We start from the raw sequence: 21798 nt of genomic DNA, 5'->3' as shown, positions 1-21798 counted from the left end.
CGGCGGCATTCGGCCTGTGTCACCAGGGCTGTCGTGATCGCAGTGGCGCAGATCTTCAGCCATTCCGCTCAGCCAGTGTACGGTCCAGCGAGTACTTTCCGCCACCGGCAAAGGTCAAGGCTATGGTCATCCCCAGCAGGGCAAGGCCAAACTCATAGCCGTTGTTGCTCAAGAACAGGCCGTGTGGAAGATGCACTGCGACGATGGCGACCAGCATGGTCACCGCCAGAACGCAGGCGGCCGGTCGTGTGAGCAAGCCCAGGAGTAATGCCAGACCCCCGAAAAATTCGGCGCTGCCCGCTGCCAGTGCCATCAGGTAGCCCGGCTCCAAACCGATGGAGGCCATCCATTGCCCCGTGCCTTCCAGCCCATATCCGCCGAAGCTGCCGAACAGTTTCTGTGCGCCATGGGCGATGAAGATGATGCCTGCCGGAATGCGAAGCGCAAGGCTTGCGATCTGGTCGTTGGTCTCGATAGTGCGCATAAAAAGAGTCTTGTTCATGATGCTTTTCCTAATTAATTCAGAATATTTGTTGCCCATGTGCATAGTATTAATTATCTTTTCCGTAAAATAGCGGAATGATTTGAGCAATATGGTCAGAAATATTGAAGTATGCGTTTACTGTTAACGCTGGATGCCCTGCTGACACTGGATGCGATAGAGCGGCGCCAGAGCTTTGCCGCAGCGGCGGAAGAATTGCATCGCGTGCCATCAGCCGTTTCTTACACAGTGAATAAGTTGGAGGAGGACCTCGGGGTCAGCCTGTTTGATCGGAGCCGACGCAAGGCCGAGTTGACCGCCATTGGCCGATTGGTTCTGAGGCAGGGTCGGGAGATTCTCAAAGCCGCGGAAGAACTGACGGCGATGGCCCGCCGCGAGGCCGACGGCTGGGAAGTCGAGTTGCGGATTGGCGTCGACAGTGTTCTGAACTGCGAGCCCATCTACGAGTTGATCGAGGCCTTTCAGCGCATACAGCCCAAGACCGAGATTCGTCTTACCGAAGAGGTTCTCGGTGGTAGCTGGGACGCTTTGAGTCATGATCGCTGTGATCTGGTGATCGGCGCGACGGGCTCGCCTCCTGCCAGCGGCTTCCTGCGGCATGTCCTGGGGGAGGTCATTTTTGAGTTCGCGGTTGCCTCTGATCATCCCTTGACGGCGCTGCCGTTACCGCTTCCCGCTAGCGCCATCCTGGACTATCCAACGGTCATCGTCGCGGACAGCTCGCGGCGCCTGCCCGTGCGCTCGGCCCGGCTGCTGGATGGCCAGAGCCGCATCATCGTGCCCACGATCGACCATAAAATCGAGGTGCAGTGCAAGGGTCTGGGTGTTGGTTACCTGCCGCGCCATCGCATTGTTCGGGAGCTGGCAGAGGGGCGCTTGCGGATTCTGGAGCTGGATGTCCCCAAGGCGCCCGTTGAAATATCGGTGGCCTGGTCGCGCGGTAAGGGGGGAAGGGGTCTCAACTGGTTTGTCGATCGCCTCAAGCAGCTGCGTTTCGACCCGCTTGCGGGAACCCTGTCCTGAGTTGCAGCAGCGCTCCCGGGCTGCAGGTTTGGGGGGTGGCCGTTTGCCTCACTCGATATTCTGCACCTGCTCCCGCATTTGCTCGATCAGCACCTTCAGTTCAACCGCATTGTGCGTGGTGCTACTGGCGATCGACTTGGAGGACAGGGTGTTCGCCTCCCGGTTCAGCTCCTGCATGAGAAAATCCAGGCGCCGCCCGCAGGGGCCACCGGTGTCCAGCGTGTGCCGCACTTCGCGAATATGGGCCTGCAGCCGGTCCAGCTCTTCTTCCACATCGGCCTTCTGCGCCAGGTAGACCAGTTCCTGCTCCAGCCGCTCCTGGTCGACCTCCACCCGCAATTCCGCGAGGCGCGTCCGCAGTCGTGCCTGCTGTTGCTCGCGCAGCGCCGGTATCTGTGCGCGGGCCGCTGCGGTGGCAGCTTCGACCTGGTTCAGGCGGTCGCGAATGAGCGCCGCCAGCTGGGCGCCCTCGCGAGCCCGGTTTTCCATCAGGGTATCCAGTGCGGTGTCGAACAGCGCGTTGACGCTGTGCAGCAGTGTCGTTTCGTCAGTCAGTGCCGCGCTGCACACGCCTGGAAACTGCAACAGCTCCAGCGGGTTGATCGGTTGCGCGGCCGGCAGTGCGTGCGCGATGTCCAGGGCGGTCTCAATGACCTTTTGCAGGTGTTCCCGGTTGACCTGCAGCGCCGACCCCTTTGTCTCGCTGGCCTGAAAGCGCACCAGGCAATCCAGCTTGCCGCGGGACAGGCGTGCCGCGGCGCGGGCGCGCAGGGAGGTTTCTGCGCTGCGCAGCAGGTCGGGCAGTTTGAAACTGCAATCCAGGTAGCGGTGGTTGACGGTACGGAGTTCCACGGTAAGCTCGCCGCCCTGGCCGCTGCTGCTCTGCCTTGCGAAAGCCGTCATGCTGTAGATAGGTGTCGTCAAGCGTACTGCCTCTGCCGAAAGTGCCCACAGAGTCTAGCAGGCTGGCTGGCCGGCTCACACCCGCTCCGGCGCGCCAGGTGGCGCACTGCAGCCAGCTCCCGGCTCGCGTATACTGCGCCACCCATTGACCGGAGACTCCCCATGCAACGACCCAGCGGCCGCGCGCCTGACGACCTGAGAACTGTCATCCTCACCCGGGATTTCACCTGCCACGCGGAGGGTTCTGTGCTGGTCGAGTTTGGCGCCACGCGGGTCATTTGCACAGCCTCCGTAGAGCCCGGCGTACCCCGGTTTCTGCGCGGCACGGGCAGCGGCTGGGTCACGGCCGAGTACGGTATGCTGCCGCGCTCTACCGGTTCGCGCATGGACCGCGAGGCCAGTCGCGGCAAGCAGGGTGGTCGCACACTGGAAATACAGCGGCTGATTGGCCGCTCACTGCGCTCGGCGGTGGATCTGAAAAAGCTGGGTGAATTTACCATCACCGTTGACTGCGACGTGATTCAGGCTGATGGCGGCACCCGGACCGCGGCCATTACCGGTGCCTGCGTGGCACTGGTGGATGCCCTGAATCACCTGCAGCGCAAGAAGCTGATCACCACCGACCCGCTGTTGCAGATGGTGGCGTCGGTGTCTGTCGGTGTCTTCCAGGGCGTACCCGTGCTGGACCTGGATTACCGTGAGGATTCCCGGGCCGATACGGACATGAATGTCGTGATGGGTGAGGACGGCGGTTTTATTGAAGTACAGGGCACCGCCGAGGGGCAGCCCTTCCAGCGCGACGAAATGAACGCCATGCTCGATTTGGCAGAAACCGGCATCCGCCAGCTTTTTGAGGCCCAGAGGCTGGCGCTGGCGGGTTGAGCCGGATCAGACTTCGATGTCGTAATCCATGATGACCGGGGCGTGGGTGGAGAACACCCGCGCCTTGTAGATGGCGCCGTAGTCCACCGCGTACTTCAGGCCCTTCGAAATGATCTGGAAGTCGGTGCGCCAGCCGTTGCTGCCCGGCTCACCATCCGGCCACCAGCTGAACTCATCGCGATCGGAGTTGATTTCCCGGAACGCGTCGACATAGCCGCCGTCGATGAGTTCGTCCATCCACTGGCGCTCTTCAGCGAGGAAACCCGGGACCGTGCTGTTGCGCTCCGTGTCCTGGACATCGGCAGCGGTGTGCGCCAGGTGCCAGTTGCCGCAGATGATGAACTCGCGGCGTTTGTTGCGAATTTTCTGCAGGTGGTTCTGCAGCAGGCTGTAGAACTCGTTTTTTCGTGCCAGCTGTTCCGCGTTGCCGGGTGCCGCATAGGGGGCCAGCAGGCAGCCTACACTCAGGTTCTCGTAGTCGGCCTGGATGTAGCGGCCTTCCATATCGAAATCGGTAAACCCCAGGCCGGTCATGATGGCCTTGGGCAGCTTGCGGCAGTAAATGGCCACGCCGTTGGACTTGCCGTCCACGTCGTCGTAGAAGTAGGCGTTGTACTCGCGCGGGAAGTAGAGATCGTCGCGAAGATCGTACTCGGTGCAGCGCAGATCCTGGATACAGATAAAGTCGGCATCCTGCTCGCTCAGCCAGTCATAAAATCCGTTACCAGCGGCGTTCTGGATGCCGTCGGCACTGAAGCTGATGATCCTCATTCTTGGCCCCTTGCTGAGAGAGCGTGTATCATGCCGGGTTCGGGTTCGCCGGGCGGCGGCACTGTGTCGAATGTCCAATCCCGGTAGAAGTGGAGCGCTTACGGCTCCACGCTGCCTATGATACCGGCGTCACCGGAAAAGCATAACCCCAAACCGGCCAATTCGCAGCCCTTACTCCCCTTCGGAGTCACATATGAACGCATACCAGCAGGAGTTCATAGAACTCGCACGCCGTCACGATGTTCTCAAGTTCGGTGAGTTCACGCTGAAGTCCGGGCGCGTCAGCCCCTATTTCTTCAATGCAGGGGCGTTCTCCAGCGGGGCAGCCCTGGCCACGCTAGGACGCTGCTATGCGCAGAGCATCGTGGAGTCAGGAATCGATTTCGATGTTCTGCTTGGGCCGGCCTACAAGGGCATACCACTCGCCGCTGCCACCGCGGTGGCGCTCGCCGACCATCACGGGCGTGACGTGCCCTTCGCCTACAACCGCAAGGAGGCGAAGACCCACGGTGAAGGGGGAACCCTGGTGGGAGCGCCGCTGCAGGGCCGCGTGCTGGTCATCGACGACGTGATCACCGCGGGCACGGCAGTGCGCGAAGTCATCGGCATGATAGAGGCAGCGGGCGCCCGGCTTGCGGGGGTTGCCATCGGCCTCGACCGCCAGGAGCGCGGCGCCGGTTCCGCCTCTGCGATACAGGAGCTGGAGCGCGAGCAGGGTATTCCGGTCCTCAGTATCATCAATATGGGCCACATCATCGATTACCTGCAGGCCGCGGGAGAGGCCTACACGGACGTGCTCGTCGCCATGCGCGATTACCGAAAGCGCTACGGCGTGTGACTTGTTGCCCCGGCTGGCAACCTCTATATTGGACTCCATGAAAAGACGGGCGGTCATACAGTTCATCAGCGCGGCGTTGTGCACTTGCCTGGCGGCCCAGGCGATTGCCCAGGGCAACGAGCTGTATCGCTATCGCAACGACCAGGATGTGGTCGTGGTGGACGACAGCGTGCCACCCGAGTATGTCGCCCGCGGCTACGAGGTGCTGAACGAACGCGGCGTCGTCATCCGAGTGGTGCCGAGGGTGCTCACCCCCGAGGAGCTTGCCGACGCCACGTCGCAGCTGCGGCTGGAGGAAGCCGCGGCGCTGGAGGAGCAGCGCCTGCGCAAGTGGGACCAGACCCTGCTGTTGCGCTACAGCTCGATTGAGGATATCGAGGCGCACCGCGACCGGGCGCTGGCCGACCTGAGGCTGCGGGTGGGCATCCTGAAAAGCAACCGCCGCAATTACAAGCAGCAGATCGAAACCTACCAGTCCCAGGCCGCCGACCTGGAGCGCCGTGGCCAGACGGTGGATGAGGCCCTGCTGAAGGCGATCGCCAGCCTGCAAAAGGAGCTCGCTGCCACCGATCGGCAGATCGCCGACCGCAATGAAGAAGTTGAGGAAGTGCGTGCCAGTTTCGAAGCCGACATCGAGCGCTTCAAGATGCTGGAAGAGGCGGTGCGCCTGCGCCGCGAGCTGAGTTCAAAAGCTGCGAGGGCGGATTAGCGCTGCCCCTGCAGGGGCGCTGTCACGAAAACGCCACACATTTTTCCTTGCACTTTTGTCACAATGTGCAACTCTTGTCGGAGAACTGAAAAAAATCAGTGAGGGAAGAGTATGCATGCACTTATCCAACGCGTCGGGCGTTGCCTGGCGTTTCTTGGGGCGCTGTCCGCCGGCTCGGCGCTGGCCGCCGATAAACCCAATATCCTGGTGATCTGGGGCGACGATGTTGGACAGTCCAACATCAGCGCCTACACCCGTGGCCTGATGGGCTACACGACACCGAACATCGACCGCATTGCCAACGAGGGCATGTTGTTTACCGACTACTACGGTGAGCAGAGCTGCACCGCTGGCCGTTCCTCCTTCATTATGGGGCAGTCGGTTTTCCGCACAGGCTTGTCCAAGGTGGGCCTGCCAGGCGCTGAACTGGGTATGCAGGAAGAGGACCCGACCATCGCCGGGCTGCTGAAGAACCACGGCTACATGACGGGGCAATTCGGCAAGAATCACCTGGGTGACAAGGATGAGCACCTGCCGACCAATCACGGTTTCGATGAGTTCTTCGGTAATCTCTATCACCTGAATGCGGAAGAGGAGCCCGAAAACGAGGACTATCCCACCGATCCAGCCTTCCGTGAGAAGTACGGCCCGCGTGGCGTCATCCGCTCCTATGCTGACGGTCGCATCGAAGACACCGGCCCGCTGACCAAGCGGCGCATGGAAACCGTAGACGACGAAACGGTCGCGGCGGCGAAAGACTTCATCACCCGTGCGGTGAAAGCCGATACCCCGTTCTTTGTCTGGTGGAGCGGTACGCGCATGCACTTCCGCACCCATGTCAGCGACGAAAAAATGGCGATGGTGAAGAAGCAGTACCCGCACGCCGATGAATACACCGCCGGCATGATCGAGCACGACATGCACATCGGAGAGTTCCTCACGTTGCTCGACGAGCTGGGTGTGGCGGACAACACGCTGGTGTTCTACTCCACCGACAACGGCCCGCACATGAACACCTGGCCGGATGCGGCAATGACGCCCTTCCGCGGTGAGAAAAACACCAACTGGGAAGGCGGCTGGCGGGTACCTGCGGCGGTGCGCTGGCCGGGCAAGATCCCTGCAGGCAGTGTCTCCAACGACATCATGCACCACATGGACTGGTTGCCGACGTTCCTGGCGGTAGCGGGCGAGCCCGATGTGAAGGAGAAACTGCTCAAGGGCCACCGCGCGATCAACCGCAAGTACAAGGTGCACCTGGACGGTTACAACTTCCTGCCCTTCCTGACCGGGGAAGTGGATACCGGGCCGCGCCGGGAGATTTTCTACTTCTCCGATGACGGTGACCTTACGGCCTTGCGTTACGACGCGTGGAAGCTGGTGTTCCTGGAGCAGCGCGTAGCGCAAACGCTGCAGGCCTGGCAGGAGCCGTTCGTGGAGTTGCGTCTCCCCTACATCTTCAACCTGCGTCGCGATCCCTACGAGCGCGCCCAGATCACATCCAACACCTACTATGACTGGATGCTGGACCGGGCCTACCTGCTGGTGCCCGCGCAGGACTACGTGGCGCAGTTCCTCGCGACCTTCAAGGAGTATCCGCCCCGGCAGAAAGCCGCCAGCTTCTCGCTGGATCAGGTGATGGACAAGCTGACAGCACCCGCCGGCACGCCCTGAGGCGCGAGTCGACAGCCCCGCAGGTGAGAGCCTGCGGGGCTTTTTTGTGGGGAATCATCGGGTTTGTGGGGAATCATCGGCCGCGCCGGAGGCGCGGGCGAGGTAGCCTGCGTCAGCGCGCCGCGGAGCCGGCCGGATCCACCAGGGGCGAGGTCACCGCCTGGCGGAAGAAGCCGTTCAGCAGAAGAGACCACTGCTCCTGCCAGTTTTCCGTTGGAGAGCGACTGAAGCCGCTGCGCACAAACTGTGCGATGCGCCCCTCCGCCGTGGCCATCAACAGATTGGCGGCCGCGGGCAGTGGAATGACCGGTCGCAGGCCTTCCCGCAGCTCGGCCTCACGCAGCACCTGCTTGAGCTGGGTCTCATAGCGGTCGAACAGCTGCGCCACGCGCTGGTGCAGTCGATCGTTCTCGCCCGCAAGGGCATCACCGGTGAGTATGCGGGTGATACCCGGGTTGCGTTCGGTGAAGGCCAGCAGAAGCAGCAACATTTTTTCGCAGCGCCTGGCTACACCGGGCTCCTCACTGAGAATGATGTTGATACGGGAAAACAGGGTGTCTTCAATGAACTCGATCAGGCCCTCGAACATTTTCCCCTTGCTGGGGAAATGGCGATAGAGGGCCGCCTCGGAAACGCCAACCTCGCGCGCCAGCCCGGCGGTGGTGATGCGATTACCGGGGCTTGCCTCCAGCATCTGGGCGAGGGCCTCCAGGATCTGCTGACGGCGTTGGGATTTTTTCGGCGGCATGTCGCTCACGATCGTTGGCGGGTGACCTAATGCTATCGGCTCGTCGGGGCCGCTGCAACACGCTGGCCGGATTGGTGCACGGGTTTAGCTTGAACGGCCGGTGATCAGCGTGCCGATGCCGGTGTCGGTGAATATCTCCAGCAGAACCGCATGGGGCACCCGGCCGTCGATGATATGCGCACTCGCCACGCCGGATTTCACCGCATCCAGGGCGCAGCCGATTTTCGGCAACATGCCCCCGCTGATGGTGCCGTCGGCGATCAGCGCGTCCACCTGGCGAGTGCTGAGGCCCGTGAGGATGTTCCCCTCCTTGTCCAGCAGGCCCGAGACATTGGTCAGTAGCATCAGCTTTTCTGCCCGCATCACCTGGGCAATCTTGCTGGCCACCAGGTCGGCATTGATATTGTAGGTGTTGCCGGCGTGGTCGACCCCAATGGGCGCGATGACCGGGATGAAATGGCTGCCGAGGATAACGTTCAGCACCTCTGTGTCGATCTGGTCGACTTCCCCCACATGGCCGATATCGACGATTTCCGAAGCACCCAGTTCCGGGCTGTAGCGGTTCACGGTGAGTTTTCGGGCGCGAATCAGCTGCCCGTCCTTGCCGGTCACGCCAATCGCCTTGCCACCCGCGCGGCTGATGGACGAGACAATTTCCTTGTTGACGCTGCCGCCCAGCACCATCTCCACGACGTCCATGGTCTCGCTGTCGGTGACGCGCATGCCGTTGACGAATTCAGTGTGGATGTTGAGTTTCTTCAGCAGTTCACCGATCTGCGGGCCGCCGCCGTGCACCACCACCGGGTTCATGCCCACCAGCTTCATCAGCACGACATCGCGGGCAAAGCTTTCGTGCAGCAGGGGATCGACCATCGCGTTGCCGCCAAACTTCACGACAATGGTTTTGCCGGTGAAGTGCTGGATATAGGGCAGTGCTTCGGTCAAAACCCTGGCGATATTCAGGGCGGAGTCGCGGTCGAGTGACATAGGAGTTCCTGGCGTGGCCCCCAGGGGGCCGCTGTGAATCGGGTTATTCGGGCAGCGTCAGTTGTGGTGATACCACAGCCATCTGGTCCCGGAAGTCGGCCATGATAGCGCGCAAGCGCTCGGCTGTGGAGGCCTCGAAGCGTGCGGTGAGCGCCGCTGAAGTGTTGGAGGCGCGCACCAGGCCCCAGCCGTCGTTGAAGTCGACACGCAGGCCGTCCAGAGTGTTCACCTTGCCTTCGGGAAAGTAGGCGCCGTCTATCAGTTGCCGCACCAGGGCGAACTTGTCGGCATCGGGGACGGGAATCAGGATCTCGGGCGTATTGGCGGATTGCGGCAGCGCGTCGAGCAGCTCATCGAGGCTCTGGTTCTGGTTGCTGAGTATTTCGGCCAGGCGCACCGCGGCGTACATGCCATCGTCGAAGCCGTGCCAGCGCTCCCCGAAGAAAATGTGCCCGGAGAATTCGCCGCCGAGCAGCGCATTGGTCTCCACCATCTTTTCCCGCATGAACGCATGGCCTGTTTTCGACAGCACGGGCCTGCCCCCGTGCTCGACAATCAGCTGGCCCAGGTTGCGGCTGCATTTCACGTCAAACACGACGTCGGTACCGGGGTTCCGTGATACCACGTCCTCCACATAGAGCATCATCAGCTGATCCGTGCGCAGTATGCGGCCAGAGCCGGTTACCACGGCTACCCGATCCCCGTCACCGTCGAACGCAACGCCCAGGTCGGCGCGGTTGTGACGTACCGCCGCCGCGAGGTCGGCGAGGTTTTCCTCGCGGCTGGTGTCTGGCGAGCGGTTGGGAAAACGACCGTCCATCTCACAGTAGAGCTGCATGACGTCGCAGCCCAGCTCGGCGAACAGCTGCGGTGCGATCTCACTGGTGGCGCCGTTGCCGGCGTCGACGACGACTTTCAGGGGCACCGGCAGCGTGATATCGCTGATGATCTCTTCAAGGTACGCGGGCAGGGGGTCGGCCTTCGACAAGGTGCCGCGGCCCTCGCGGAAGTCGCCGCCCAGTGCGGTGTCCCGTATGCGCTGCATCAGGCCTGCCGCGCTGGGTGCGTTCTTCAATACGATCTTGAGTCCGTTGGCGGTGGCGGGGTTGTGGCTGCCGGTGATCATCACGCCGGAGCGTGTCTGCAGGGTGCGCGTGGCATAGTAGAGCAGCGGTGTCGGCACGACACCGATGTCGATAACGTCCCTGCCCGTGCTGAGCAGCGCCTTGATCAGGGCGGACTTGATGCGGGGGCTGGAGGTGCGCCCGTCAGCGCCCACAATCAGCGTATTCTCGCCATTCTCGGCGGCAATGGTGCCGAGGGCGCGCCCGATCAGGCTGACCGTGGTGTCGCCCAGTTCACGCTCGGCGTTGCCTCGAATATCGTAAGCGCGAAAGATCTGTGCGGGCAGGAACTCCTCGGCATTGAGCACCGGTTCCTGGGTGACATCCATCGTGTCCAGATCGTCATCGCGGGTGTCTTCCACCGGGTCTTCTTCAACCAGAGGCGTGCGTTGAAACAGCGGGTGCATCAGGTGGTTATCGGCCTGGCTGCTTTTGGGCGCCTCGGGTCCCTCGACCTCATCCTCGTCGTCGTCCACCGCGCTGTGGCCCCGGTGCTCGGTGAGCAACGTGCGCAGGTGTTCCCCGAGGGGCACCAGGTGCGGCAGGTGCAGTTGGACCTGCCCGCGCAAACCGGCACCGCGAATGATCTGTGCCACATCGCTGGCCAGCAAGCCGGGTATCCGTGAAACCAGCAACAGCAGCCCCCCGGCCAGGCCCAGCAGGATCACGGTCAGTATCAGCAGCAACGGCAGGCGGGTGACCTGGAATTGTGCAATCAGGGCATCGGACGGCGTGAACTCAAGCTGCCAACTGGTATCCGGCACGGTGTACACCACACGGTAGCGCTCCCCCCCGGCGTCGGCGCTGCCCACGGTGATCAGGTCGACACCGTTCTGTATATGGCTCTGGGTCAGGGTGACCTGGCCGTTGGCGGGGTCGGCGAGTTCCAGCCAGCGCGGGATAAGGGCGTTGTCGAACGTGCCCAGGATCACGGTCTGGCGCCCGGGGCTTGCATCCGAGCGTACCAGCTGCGCCATGGACGTGTAGATCTGGCCATCGGCCCGGTAGGTTTCCGGCTGGCTGGGGTCCCCCGCGGTGGCGCGACGCACCAGGTCGAGCTCAATGTGGTTGCGCAACTGGTGACTGGATCCGCTCAGGCTGGCGGTTCCGAGGTCACTCAGCAGCAGGGCGCGCACCTCGCTGAACTCCGGAAACAGCCGCAGGATCTGCCGCTCCAACGGTTCCGCGGCGGCTTCATCGGCGAGCAGCAGCTGTTGCCCCAGCGCGCTGTCCGCCACCTGCTGCAGACGCATGCGCAGGTCGCCGGCGACCTGCGCCAGGGCCCGCGCCTGCTCGCTGGCGATAATGTTCACCGCTGCGCGCGTATGCCGGTCCTGCAGGCCGGCATCGCGCAGCAGCGCGAGGTAGGCGAAGCCAAGCAGTACAGGCAGTGTGATAACCAGTACGGCTATCAGGAGAATCCGGTACAGCGTCGCTTTGCTGGCGACGACGCCAGCAGCGGTATTCTTGATGCGTTTAGCCATCAGCCGCCTCCATGCGCTGGGCGATCAGTGAAATCAGCTCGCGTGCGATCGAGGCCTTGCTGGCCTGGGCAAGAGCCTGGCTGCCACTCTGCCAGAGGACGGTGACGGCATTGTGGTCGCTGTTGAAGCCAATCGCTGTATCAGACACATCGTTGGCGACGATCATGTCCAGGTGTTTGCGCTCGAGTTTGTCGCGCGCGTAGCGTTCCACCTCCTGGGTTTCCGCCGCAAAACCGACGGTGAAGGGTGCCTGCGCGTGGGCGCTGACGGTGGCCAGGATATCCGCATTGCGCTCCAACTCGAGGGTGATGCCTGCAGCATCCTTCTTTATCTTCTGTGCGGCGACCCTGACTGGCCGGTAATCCGCAACCGCGGCACAGGCAATGAACAGGTCGCAGTCGTCTACCCTCGCCATGCAGGCTTCCAGCATGTCGGCGGCACTGACGACATCGACCCGGGTGACATGGTCCGGGGTCGGTAGCTGTACCGGGCCGCTGACCAGGGTGACCTGCGCGCCGGCATCGACAGCGGCCCTGGCCAGCGCGTAGCCCATTTTGCCGGAGCTGTGGTTGGACAGGTAGCGTACCGGGTCCAGCGCTTCGCGTGTCGGGCCCGCAGTGATCATGACCCGGCGCCCGGCGAGTGCACCACTGGCAAACAGCCCGGCGGCGGCGAGTGCGATATTGACCGGTTGCTCCATGCGACCCGGACCGACATCACCGCAGGCTTGTTCGCCGGAGGCCGGGCCCACCAGTGACATGCCACGGTCCTGGAGCGTTGCAATGTTGGCTGCGGTCGCCGGGTCGCGCCACATCTGCTGATTCATCGCCGGCGCGATGAGCTTGTGCGCCGCGGTCGCCAGGGTGACCGTAGTGAGCAGGTCGTCGGCGCGCCCGCCCGCAAGACGGGCGATCAGGTCGGCTGTGGCAGGGGCGATGAGCAGCAGGTCGGCCCAGCGCGCGAGCTCGATGTGCCCCATGCCGAGCTCGGCCTCGGCGTCCAGAAGATCGGTGTGGACCGGGTGGCCGGACAGGGCCTGCAGGGTGAGCGGTGTAATGAATTCCTGGGCGCCACGCGTCATGATCACCCGCACATCGGCACCGAGTTCCTTGAGCTGGCGAATGAGCTCTGCCGATTTGTACGCGGCGATGCCGCCGCTGACGCCGAGCACAACATTGCGATTGAAAAGATGTGCCACTGCGGCTACCCAATTGGGACAATAGATGAATACAGATGCCGAACAATACCATTACACCGGGTGTTTGGACACCGCAGGGCCACAGCCAGGGAGGGCTTCGCCATGTCGATCAGGGAATGGGCTGCCGGGGAGGGCCCGCGCGACAAGCTGCTGCAGCGGGGGGCGATGACGCTCTCCGATGCCGAGCTGCTGGCCGTGCTGTTGCGTACCGGTCGCCGGGGCTACTCGGCCCTCGACCTCGGCCGCGATCTGTTGCAGCGGTTCGGCAGCCTGGGCGGCTTGCTGCGAGCCAGTCAGGAGGCGCTACTGGCGTACCCGGGCCTGGGCGCCGGCAAGTATGCCGTGCTCAGGGCCGGTCTGGAGCTGGCCCGACGGCACGCGCTGGAGCAGGCGCGCGCCGGAAGTGCACTGTGCAGCCCCCAGGCTACGCGGCAGTTCCTGCAGCATCATCTGGGGAGCCAGGTGCGGGAGGTGTTCACCTGCCTGTTTCTCGATAACCAGCACCGTATCCTGCGCTGCGAGGACTTGTTCTTCGGCACGCTGGATGGCGCTGCGGTGTATCCCCGCGAAGTGGCGGTTCGCGCTCTGCAGTATCATGCGGCGGCGGTCATTCTCGCCCATAACCACCCTTCGGGCGTCGCCGAGCCCAGTCATGCAGACCGGCGTATCACAGAGCGCTTGCAGGCGGCCCTGGGTCTGCTGGATATCCGGGTGCTGGACCATATTATCGTGGGTCGGGGGCAGAGCTATTCCTTCGCGGAGAGCGGTTTGCTGTAGCGCGGGTTTTGCTTGCGATGCCCCTGCTGTTCTGGTATAAAGTTGCGCTCCGCGCGGCCGGGGTACCCTTTCAGACCCGTTTGGCCACACAAATTCGACAAGTCCCGTGGTATATGGGAGAGGCAATCATGGCAAGAGTATGTCAGGTCACCGGCAAGCGTCCGGTCACAGGGAACAACGTATCACACGCAAAAAATCGCACTCGCCGCCGTTTTTTGCCGAACCTGCACCACCACCGTTTCTGGGTTGAATCCGAGAAGCGTTTCGTGTCCCTGCGCGTGTCCAGCAAAGGTATGCGCATCATCGACAAGAAGGGCATTGACCAGGTGCTGAGCGACATTCGCGCCAGCGGCGTCAAGGTCTGAGCGGCGGAATCTGAAGGAGAGCAGTCATGAGAGACAAGATCAGAATGATTTCGTCAGCCGGTACGGGCCATTTCTACACCACTGACAAGAACAAGCGCACCACCCCCGACAAGCTGGAAATGAAGAAGTACGATCCGGTTGTGCGCAAGCATGTCATGTACAAGGAAGGCAAGATCAAGTAACGGGAAACCGTTTTTTGATACGCCTGGAACCCCGGCCTGTGTCGGGGTTTTTTATGGCCACGCAAAATGCCTGAATTGCCTGAAGTTGAAACCACCCGCCGCGGCGTCGCGCCTTGGGCGGAGGGCCGGCGCGTGCTGGCCGTGGAGGTGCGGGAGCCACGCCTGCGCTGGCCGGTACCGGCGGACCTTGCGCAGCGCCTGCAGGGCCAGGAAATCACGGCGGTGGAACGCCGCGCCAAGTACCTGCTCTTCCACACCGGCTCCGGCAGCCTCCTCGTGCACCTTGGCATGTCCGGCTCCCTGCGGGTGATTCGCGACGATAGTCCCCTGTTGCGCCATGACCACGTGCAGATCCTGCTGTCCAGCGGGGACCGTCTGCGCTACAACGACCCCCGACGGTTTGGCTGCATGCTCTGGCTGGCGCCCGGTGAGTGCCACCCGCTGCTGGCCGGTCTCGGGCCGGAACCGCTGTCGGAGGCCTTCACGGGAGACCTGCTATACCGGCGGTCCCGTGGCCGTCGCGGGCCGGTAAAGCCGTTTCTGATGGATGGCCGGGTGGTTGTCGGTGTGGGTAATATTTACGCCAATGAAGCCCTGTTTCTGGCCGGTATCCGTCCTGACCGCCCTGCAGGGAAGATCGGTCTGGCTCGTTACCAGCGCCTCGCGGAGGAAGTGAAGCGAGTGCTTACTTTCGCTATAGATCAGGGCGGAACAACATTGCGCGACTTCGTCGGCGGCGATGGCAAGCCGGGTTACTTCGCTCAGCAGTTGTCCGTATACGGCCGTGGTGGACAGCCCTGCAGCCGCTGTGCGAGACCCTTGCGCGAGCTGCGGCTGGGGCAGCGCAGTACGGTGTATTGCGTGGCCTGTCAGCGCTGAACAGGCTACACTCAGCGTTTGTATGGGAGGGGCTATGTCCCGCGGGGGAGTGAACAATGAAAAGCAATTGCCTTAATCGCCAGCTCGCGTTTGCTGTGCTGGCCACATGCCTGACCATGCCACAGTGGGTTGCCGCCCAGAGCGCGGTCGATGAGAGTCCGTCTGCCGGCGCCATGGTGGGGGATCTGTTGATTGCGCGGCCCATCGGCGCGGTGATGACGGTGGGTGGAACCGCCGCGTGGCTGGTCAGCCTGCCCTTCACACTGCTTGCGGGCCATGCCGGTGAAGCCGCTGAAACCCTGATGATCGGCCCCGCGGAGGCGACCTTCGTGCGCTGCCTGGGCTGCCGCGAAACCGGCTACACCAACAAGGACGTCGAGCGGAATCGGGCACGCAAGGCCGCAGCGGCAGCCGCCGAAGACTAGCAGCCTGTCGGACCTAGGCTCATCTGCTGCGGCTGATGGGAATCGGTCCAGAATCCCGCTCGTTTTCGTTAAATAGCCACCACTATTCGCCTCAAACGATCGACATTCTGCCCTCGATTCCCACACGCCTCGCGACGATGCCCTAAGTCCGACAGGCTGCTAGCGGAAGCGCTCCTGCAGTGCCCGGGCCACTGGCGCGGGCACGAAGGGTGTAATGTCGCCATTCAGGGCGGCGATTTCCCGCACCAGCGAGGACGAGATATAGGACAGGTGTTCCGAGGGGGTCAGGAAGATGCTCTCGAACTCGCGGTCCAGCGCCCGGTTCATATTGGCGAGCTGAAACTCGTATTCGAAATCTGCCACGGCACGCAGACCCCGCAGCACACAGCGCGACCCCTGGCTGTGCACGAAGTCGATCAGCAGGTTGCTGAAGCCAACCACCTCAACGTTCTCCAGGTGTTGCAGCGAGGCCCTGCACAGGGCCACCCGCTCTTCCAGATTGAACAGCGGTGTTTTCTTCTCGCTGTGGGCAATGGCCACGACGACTTTGCCGAACAGGCGTGCCGCCCGTTCGGTCAGATCGACATGACCGTTGGTAATCGGGTCGAAGGTGCCCGGATAAATGACCGTGTGTGAATTCATGCCAGCTGCTCAGTGCCTGAGAACAAGCTGCGGATGGTAAACACTCACTGTCGCCGGCGCAAACGGATGCGCGATCATGCCGCCGTGTGGAACAGGCGGTAGCGAACAGCGCCGGAGGTTTTGTCGCGGTGCAGCAGCCAGTCCGCGGGCAGTGCTGCCTCGGGTTCGTCGGCACCGGTTTCAATATAGACGCTGGCGCCGGGTGCCAGCGCACCGCAGGCCGCGAGCAGGGTGCAGCTCGGCTCTACCAGTTGCAGGCCGAAGGGGGGGTCGATAAAGACGATGTCCCAGGGACCGGCGCCGGCGGCGAGCAGGTCGAGGGCGTTACAGGCGTGGCAGCGGGCCTGGCTGGTGGCGTCGAGTGTGCTCAGATGCTGGCGGATCTGGGCCAGGCTCTCGGGGTTGGTGTCGATGAAATCGCAGTGTGCTGCGCCCCGCGACAGTGCCTCCAGGCCAAGGGCGCCGGAGCCGCTGAACAGATCCGCACAGCGCGCTCCCGGCAGCTCCGCCGCCAGCCAGTTGAACAGGGTCTCGCGAATCCGGTCACCGGTGGGGCGCAACCCCTGCGCGGCCGTGAAGCGCAGCTTGCGGCCGCGCCAGCGACCCCCGATGATGCGCAGGCTGCTGGCCGACGCCGGCCGCGCCGACGCCGGCCGCTTTGCTGACCGCCCGCGCGGTGCTGTCATTTCGTCGCCCCCTTCAGGAGTGTTAGGATACGCAGTCCTGCGGATGCCTCCCGCGAACTGTATCACGAGACCCATGAAGTTTTTCAAACGCAGTAAAAAGACGCCTGCGCCGGCCGCACCTGAGCCGGCCGCACCGAAGCCGGCCGCTCCTGAACCCAACGCACCTGAGCCGCCCGCCGAGGTTCAATCGTCAGCAGAAACTGCATCACCCGCGGGTGGCGAGCCGGCTAGCGCGGCGAAGGTGGTGTCCACCCCGGTGCCCGCCGCCGATGCGCTGGTGCCTACCCCCGCGGCTGAGCAGCCCGTGGCGGCGCCGGTGCAGCAACCGGTGGAGCGGCCAGTGGCCGCGTCGGAGGCCGGATTCTTTGCTCGCCTGAGGCGCGGCCTGGGCAAGACCAGCAGCACGCTGGTAGAGGGGCTGGGAACCCTGTTCCTGGGGCGCAAGGAAATCGACGCGGAGCTGATGGAGGAACTGGAGTCGCGGTTGCTGCTGGCGGATGCCGGTGTCGACGCAACCCTCGATATCATCGGGCGCCTGACGCAGCGCGTGTCGCGCAAGGAGCTGACCCGGCCGGAGGCCCTGCAGCGCGCCCTGCAGGAAGAGCTGCTGAGCCTGTTGCAGCCCTGCGAGGTGCCGCTGGATGTGAGCGGCCACAAACCCTATGTGATTCTGATGGTGGGCGTAAACGGCGTGGGCAAAACCACGACCATCGGCAAGCTTGCGCGCCGCTTCCAGGCGGAGGGGCGCTCCGTCATGCTGGCGGCAGGGGATACCTTCCGCGCCGCGGCTGTCGAGCAACTGCAGGTGTGGGGTCAGCGCCACAATGTGCCCGTCATTGCCCAGCATACCGGCGCCGACAGCGCCTCGGTGATTTACGACGCGCTGCAGGCGGCTCAGGCGCGCAAGGTCGATGTGCTGATCGCCGACACCGCCGGCCGTCTGCACAACAAGGACAACCTGATGGAAGAGTTGCGCAAGGTGGTGCGCGTGATGGGCAAGCTGGATGCTGCCGCGCCACACGAGGTGATGCTGGTGCTGGATGCGGGCACCGGGCAGAACGCCCTCGCCCAGGCCAGCCAGTTCCAGCAGGTTGTCGGCGTGACCGGCCTCACCCTGACCAAGCTCGACGGCACCGCCAAGGGCGGCGTCATTTTTGCCATTGCCCGCAAGCTCGGCCTGCCCATCAGGTTCATCGGCGTGGGGGAAACCGCAGAGGATCTGCGCCCCTTCGCGGCCGAGCCTTTCATTGACGCCCTGTTTGCGGGTGCCGACGCCGAGCCATGATCACCTTTGACCGGGTCAGCAAGCGCTACGCCGAAGGTCATGAGGCACTGAGTGAAATTAGTGTCGATATCCGCCAGGATGAAATGGTGTTCCTCACCGGCCATTCCGGCGCCGGCAAGAGTACGCTGCTGCGTTTGATCATGCTCATTGAGCGGCCCACGCGCGGCCAGGTGATTGTCGACGGTGTCAATCTGGCCAAGGTGGGTGAGCGCGGTATCCCGCGCCATCGGCGGAATATCGGTGTTGTGTTTCAGAATCACCAACTGCTGTTCGACCGCAACGTCTTCGATAATGTGGCCCTGCCGCTGGTGATCGCCGGCTACGAGCACCGGGAAATCGGCCGTCGTGTGCGCGCCGCGCTGGACAAGGTGGGTCTGCTGTCAAAGGAGCGTGCACTGCCGGTGACCCTGTCAGGTGGCGAGCAGCAGCGCGTGGGTATTGCGCGAGCGGTGGTGGCGCGTCCGCGCATTCTCCTGGCCGACGAGCCCACGGGCAATCTCGATCCCCTGCTCTCGGCAGAAATCATGCAGCTTTTCGAAGCCTTCAGCCAGGTGGGCGTCACGGTACTGATCGCCAGCCACGATCTGGCGCTGATTTCACGGCTGCGGCACCGCATTCTTACCCTGCGCAACGGCCGCCTTGTGGGGGCCGGGTCATGAGCCCTGCAGAGAACAAACCGCGGCGGGATGGCGCCAGCGCGCGCCGCACCCGCCTGCGCCATCTGCTGCAGGGCTGGCTGGCGCACCATCGCCTGTCTGCCGCGGACAGCCTGGCCCGCGTGCTGGACCACCCGTTTTCCAGCGCCCTGACCTGGCTGGTGTTGGGCATCGCACTGGCGTTGCCGGCAGCCCTGACCGTGGCCCTGGACAATGCGCGTGCCCTGAGTGACCGTTGGGACAGTCCGGCGCAGCTGTCGCTGTTCCTCAGCGGGTCAGTGAGCGCCGATGAGGCACAGGCACTGCAGGCCGCACTGCGACAGCGCGAGGATATCGAGCAGGTTGTGTTTGTCTCCCGCGACGCCGCGCTGGCCGAATTCAGCGCCCTTTCAGGTTTCGCCGACGTGCTCGATACGCTGGAGCGCAACCCGCTGCCGGATGTGTTGCTGGTCACCCCACTGCCGGGATCGGATGCGGTGGCGGCATTGTACGCCGAGCTGAAGGACGACCCCCGTATTGCCGAAGTGGTGTTGGACATGGCCTGGCTGGAACGCCTGAACACCCTCATGCAGCTCAGTCGACGGGTGGTGCTGGCGCTGGGCAGTGTACTGGTGGCTGGTGTCGTGCTGATTCTGGGCAACACCATTCGCCTGGCGATCGAAAGCCGGCGCGAGGAGATTGTGGTGATCAAGCTGGTGGGTGGGAGCAATGCCTTCGTGCGACGTCCGTTCCTGTACACGGGGCTCTGGTACGGCGTGGGCGGCGGCGCCTTTGCCGCCTTGCTGGTGGCCGCGGCGCTGTGGTTTCTCGGCGGCCCGGTGACCCGCCTCGCCGAACTCTACCAGAGCAACTTCCGGCTCGGCGGGTTGGGCATCATGGGCAGCCTCAATCTGGTGCTCATCGGCGGCTTGCTGGGGCTCGCCGGCGCCTGGCTGGCAGTCGCCAGGCACCTGCGCCTGATCGCTCCGCGGTAGCGGTTTTGCGGGCCTTCCAGGGAACTTTTCTGCTGTTAGCACTCTAAGGAAAAGAGTGCTAAAATCGGGCACATGACAGAGGGGGATATCCGCATGAGCAAAGCGTTGCTGCCAGTAGACCAGATGGTGCCAGGCGCCAATCTCGCGGCTTATGTACAGGCCGTAAGCAGCATTCCGCTACTGACGCCGGAGCGCGAAAAAGCGCTGGCGGAGGATCTCTATTTCAACAGCAACCTGGAAGCGGCACGTGAGCTGGTGATGTCACACCTGCGCTTCGTCGTGCACATTGCCCGCAGCTACTCCGGCTACGGCCTCCCCGAGGCGGACCTTATCCAGGAAGGCAACGTTGGCCTGATGAAGGCGGTGAAGCGCTTCAATCCCGAGAAAGGCGTGCGACTGGTATCCTTTGCCGTGCACTGGATCAAAGCCGAGATGCACGAATTTATCCTGCGCAACTGGCGTATCGTCAAGGTTGCGACAACCAAGGCGCAACGCAAGCTGTTCTTCAACCTGCGCGGGGCAAAAAAGGACCTCTCCTGGCTGAGCCGGGAGGAGGCGCAGGCGGTTGCGGACGACCTCGGTGTTGATATCGCCGAAGTCCAGCGTATGGAAGGCCGCCTCAGCAGCCGCGACGTCGCCTTTGATGCACCCGTGGGTCAGGACGATGACGAGGCCTGGCAGGCCCCGCAATACTACCTCGAGGATCAACGCAGCGATCCTGCCCTGTCCGTCGAGTCCGATAACTGGCAGGAGAACAGCGAGGACCAGCTATACCAGGCACTGGGTGAACTGGACGAACGCAGTCGGGATATTCTCGCCCAGCGCTGGCTGGCGGAAAAAAAGGCTACCCTGCACGAATTGGCCGCCAAGTACGAGGTATCGGCGGAGCGTATTCGCCAGCTTGAGCAGAACGCCATGAAGAAGCTGCGTAGCGCAATCGCCGCCTGACGCATCCCCGGGAGTGCTACACTGCACTCCCGTGTTTTCCGGAGTTTTCCCCATGGCACAGTTTTTTATTGCCAGTGCGGCGATCAGTGGTGCCCTCGCGGTCAGTTTCGGTGCCTTCGGCGCCCACGCGCTGAAGGCCCGGCTGGACAGCTACTCCCTGGATGTGTTCCAGACCGCCGTACAGTATCACTTCATTCATTCGCTGGCCCTGCTGGGCGTCGGCATCCTGCTGTTGCAGAACAGCGAGCTGGGGTTGCTGCGCAGCAGTGGCTGGCTGTTCCTGCTCGGCATGCTGTTGTTTTCCGGCAGCCTGTATGTGCTCAGCCTGTCCGGCCTGCGCTGGCTGGGTGCCATCGCGCCCCTCGGTGGCCTGTCATTCATCGCGGCCTGGGGTTGTCTGGCGGCGGCGAGCTGGAAACTGGCTGCCTGATGAGCGATACCGCGCACCGCCCCATTCGCAGCTACGTACTGCGAATGGGCCGACTCACGAGTGGCCAGCAGCGGGCCTGGGATCAGTACTGGCCGCGCTACGGGCTGCTGCACAGCGATGGCCCGCTCGATTACCGCGAAGCCTTCGGCCGCGAGGCGCCGCGTGTGCTGGAAATCGGCTTCGGCATGGGGCAATCATTCGTTGCAATGGCCGCAGCTGCACCGGACACCGACTTTATCGGCATCGAGGTGCACCGTCCCGGGGTGGGAAAAATGCTGCACAGCATGGCAGAGCGCGGCGTGGAGAATATCCGGGTGTACTGCCACGATGCGGTGGAAGTGTTGCGCGACTGCATTGCGCCTGCGTCCCTGGACACCATCCAGATCTTCTTCCCCGACCCGTGGCACAAGAAGCGCCATCACAAGCGCCGGCTGATTCAGCCCGCCTTCACCGCGGAGTTGGTCAGGTACCTGAAACCCGGCGGCGTGCTGCACCTGGCGACCGACTGGGAAAACTATGCAGAGCAGATGCTGGAAGTACTGGGCGCCACGCCGGGCTTGCGCAATCTGGCGCCAGATGGCAGCTATGTACCCAGGCCCCCACAGCGGCCTTTGACCAAGTTCGAGCAGCGCGGTGAGCGCCTTGGGCACGGCGTCTGGGACCTCATGTTCAGCCGGCTGGGCGACTGAGGCGCTGCTGATGCTGCGCC

The 21798-nt window shown here is 63.3% G+C and carries 25 protein-coding genes; 16 read left to right on the top strand and 9 right to left on the bottom strand.

What is annotated here, in order from left to right; translation table 11 throughout:
• Window positions 1-55 precede the first annotated feature (55 nt).
• The gene (locus tag AACZ17_RS05365; RefSeq protein WP_290740669.1) at window positions 56-502 is read right to left on the bottom strand and encodes a DoxX family protein; all 447 of its coding nucleotides are present in this window, start codon (window positions 500-502) and stop codon (window positions 56-58) included.
• A gap of 111 nt (window positions 503-613) precedes the next feature.
• On the opposite strand from AACZ17_RS05365, the gene AACZ17_RS05360 reads away from it, so the two are divergent.
• Entirely contained in the window at window positions 614-1525 is a 912-nt protein-coding gene (locus tag AACZ17_RS05360; RefSeq protein WP_290740666.1) for a LysR family transcriptional regulator, read from the top strand.
• A gap of 48 nt (window positions 1526-1573) precedes the next feature.
• Here the strand turns inward: AACZ17_RS05360 and AACZ17_RS05355 are convergent, their stop codons facing one another.
• Window positions 1574-2449: a YicC/YloC family endoribonuclease gene (locus AACZ17_RS05355; RefSeq protein WP_290740663.1), complete on the bottom strand. Its 876-nt coding sequence runs from the start codon at window positions 2447-2449 to the stop codon at window positions 1574-1576.
• Window positions 2450-2590: 141 nt separating this feature from the next.
• Between AACZ17_RS05355 and rph the strand changes: the two genes are divergently transcribed.
• Window positions 2591-3310, top strand: a complete 720-nt coding sequence (gene rph / locus AACZ17_RS05350) for a ribonuclease PH (protein WP_290740659.1) — start codon at window positions 2591-2593, stop codon at window positions 3308-3310.
• 6 nt (window positions 3311-3316) lie between these two features.
• Here rph and AACZ17_RS05345 read toward each other — a convergent pair whose 3' ends face one another.
• Entirely contained in the window at window positions 3317-4081 is a 765-nt protein-coding gene (locus tag AACZ17_RS05345) for an exodeoxyribonuclease III (RefSeq protein WP_290740656.1), read from the bottom strand.
• Between the two features lie 193 nt (window positions 4082-4274).
• Between AACZ17_RS05345 and pyrE the strand changes: the two genes are divergently transcribed.
• From pyrE to AACZ17_RS05330, 3 genes are all read left to right on the top strand, one after another.
• Complete coding sequence (gene pyrE, locus AACZ17_RS05340) at window positions 4275-4919, top strand: orotate phosphoribosyltransferase (protein WP_290740652.1); 645 nt, start codon at window positions 4275-4277, stop codon at window positions 4917-4919.
• Window positions 4920-4956: 37 nt separating this feature from the next.
• Complete coding sequence (locus AACZ17_RS05335) at window positions 4957-5628, top strand: hypothetical protein (protein ID WP_290740648.1); 672 nt, start codon at window positions 4957-4959, stop codon at window positions 5626-5628.
• 111 nt (window positions 5629-5739) lie between these two features.
• Window positions 5740-7299, top strand: a complete 1560-nt coding sequence (locus tag AACZ17_RS05330; protein WP_290740645.1) for an arylsulfatase — start codon at window positions 5740-5742, stop codon at window positions 7297-7299.
• Window positions 7300-7411: 112 nt separating this feature from the next.
• On the opposite strand, the gene slmA is transcribed toward AACZ17_RS05330, so the two are convergent.
• The 4 genes from slmA to coaBC form a co-directional block, all read right to left on the bottom strand.
• Entirely contained in the window at window positions 7412-8047 is a 636-nt protein-coding gene (gene slmA, locus AACZ17_RS05325; RefSeq protein ID WP_290741475.1) for a nucleoid occlusion factor SlmA, read from the bottom strand.
• An 84-nt stretch (window positions 8048-8131) separates the two neighbouring features.
• Window positions 8132-9034 carry an acetylglutamate kinase gene (gene argB, locus AACZ17_RS05320; RefSeq protein ID WP_290740642.1) on the bottom strand — a complete coding sequence of 301 codons (903 nt, stop codon included), beginning with the start codon at window positions 9032-9034 and terminating at the stop codon, window positions 8132-8134.
• 43 nt (window positions 9035-9077) lie between these two features.
• On the bottom strand, window positions 9078-11642 hold the full coding sequence (locus tag AACZ17_RS05315) for a phosphomannomutase/phosphoglucomutase (RefSeq protein ID WP_290740639.1): 2565 nt from the start codon (window positions 11640-11642) through the stop codon (window positions 9078-9080).
• Window positions 11635-12840: a bifunctional phosphopantothenoylcysteine decarboxylase/phosphopantothenate--cysteine ligase CoaBC gene (gene coaBC, locus AACZ17_RS05310; protein ID WP_290740636.1), complete on the bottom strand. Its 1206-nt coding sequence runs from the start codon at window positions 12838-12840 to the stop codon at window positions 11635-11637. The genes AACZ17_RS05315 and coaBC overlap by 8 nt, the downstream gene beginning before the upstream one ends.
• A 102-nt stretch (window positions 12841-12942) precedes the next feature.
• Between coaBC and radC the strand changes: the two genes are divergently transcribed.
• From radC to AACZ17_RS05285, 5 genes are all read left to right on the top strand, one after another.
• Complete coding sequence (radC, locus tag AACZ17_RS05305) at window positions 12943-13617, top strand: DNA repair protein RadC (protein ID WP_290740633.1); 675 nt, start codon at window positions 12943-12945, stop codon at window positions 13615-13617.
• 128 nt (window positions 13618-13745) lie between these two features.
• Complete coding sequence (rpmB, locus tag AACZ17_RS05300) at window positions 13746-13982, top strand: 50S ribosomal protein L28 (protein WP_027950178.1); 237 nt, start codon at window positions 13746-13748, stop codon at window positions 13980-13982.
• 26 nt (window positions 13983-14008) lie between these two features.
• Window positions 14009-14164 carry a 50S ribosomal protein L33 gene (gene rpmG, locus AACZ17_RS05295; protein ID WP_027950179.1) on the top strand — a complete coding sequence of 52 codons (156 nt, stop codon included), beginning with the start codon at window positions 14009-14011 and terminating at the stop codon, window positions 14162-14164.
• A 66-nt stretch (window positions 14165-14230) separates the two neighbouring features.
• A complete protein-coding gene (gene mutM / locus AACZ17_RS05290) occupies window positions 14231-15043 on the top strand; it encodes a bifunctional DNA-formamidopyrimidine glycosylase/DNA-(apurinic or apyrimidinic site) lyase (RefSeq protein ID WP_290740623.1) in 813 nt (270 codons plus the stop codon).
• A 56-nt stretch (window positions 15044-15099) separates the two neighbouring features.
• Window positions 15100-15468, top strand: a complete 369-nt coding sequence (locus AACZ17_RS05285) for a hypothetical protein (protein WP_290740619.1) — start codon at window positions 15100-15102, stop codon at window positions 15466-15468.
• A 159-nt stretch (window positions 15469-15627) separates the two neighbouring features.
• On the opposite strand, the gene coaD is transcribed toward AACZ17_RS05285, so the two are convergent.
• Complete coding sequence (gene coaD, locus AACZ17_RS05280; RefSeq protein ID WP_290740615.1) at window positions 15628-16110, bottom strand: pantetheine-phosphate adenylyltransferase; 483 nt, start codon at window positions 16108-16110, stop codon at window positions 15628-15630.
• Window positions 16111-16184: 74 nt separating this feature from the next.
• Window positions 16185-16796, bottom strand: a complete 612-nt coding sequence (rsmD, locus tag AACZ17_RS05275; RefSeq protein ID WP_290740612.1) for a 16S rRNA (guanine(966)-N(2))-methyltransferase RsmD — start codon at window positions 16794-16796, stop codon at window positions 16185-16187.
• A 73-nt stretch (window positions 16797-16869) separates the two neighbouring features.
• On the opposite strand from rsmD, the gene ftsY reads away from it, so the two are divergent.
• The 6 genes from ftsY (at window position 16870) to trmB (ending at window position 21778) form a co-directional block, all read left to right on the top strand.
• Entirely contained in the window at window positions 16870-18081 is a 1212-nt protein-coding gene (gene ftsY / locus AACZ17_RS05270) for a signal recognition particle-docking protein FtsY (protein WP_290740572.1), read from the top strand.
• Window positions 18078-18740, top strand: a complete 663-nt coding sequence (gene ftsE, locus AACZ17_RS05265) for a cell division ATP-binding protein FtsE (RefSeq protein WP_290740569.1) — start codon at window positions 18078-18080, stop codon at window positions 18738-18740. Before ftsY ends, ftsE begins: the two co-directional genes overlap by 4 nt.
• Window positions 18737-19711, top strand: coding sequence for a permease-like cell division protein FtsX (ftsX, locus tag AACZ17_RS05260; RefSeq protein ID WP_290740565.1), 975 nt, complete (start codon window positions 18737-18739; stop codon window positions 19709-19711). The genes ftsE and ftsX overlap by 4 nt, the downstream gene beginning before the upstream one ends.
• A 93-nt stretch (window positions 19712-19804) precedes the next feature.
• Window positions 19805-20659, top strand: coding sequence for an RNA polymerase sigma factor RpoH (gene rpoH / locus AACZ17_RS05255; RefSeq protein WP_290740562.1), 855 nt, complete (start codon window positions 19805-19807; stop codon window positions 20657-20659).
• Between the two features lie 52 nt (window positions 20660-20711).
• Window positions 20712-21089, top strand: coding sequence for a DUF423 domain-containing protein (locus tag AACZ17_RS05250; RefSeq protein ID WP_290740559.1), 378 nt, complete (start codon window positions 20712-20714; stop codon window positions 21087-21089).
• Window positions 21089-21778, top strand: coding sequence for a tRNA (guanosine(46)-N7)-methyltransferase TrmB (gene trmB, locus AACZ17_RS05245; RefSeq protein WP_290740556.1), 690 nt, complete (start codon window positions 21089-21091; stop codon window positions 21776-21778). Before AACZ17_RS05250 ends, trmB begins: the two co-directional genes overlap by 1 nt.
• The last annotated feature ends 20 nt before the right edge of the window (window positions 21779-21798 follow it).

It is taken from the genome of uncultured Haliea sp. (genome assembly GCF_963973825.1).
In the GTDB taxonomy this organism is placed as follows: domain Bacteria; phylum Pseudomonadota; class Gammaproteobacteria; order Pseudomonadales; family Halieaceae; genus Haliea.
This window is presented reverse-complemented; position numbering and strand designations above follow the sequence as displayed.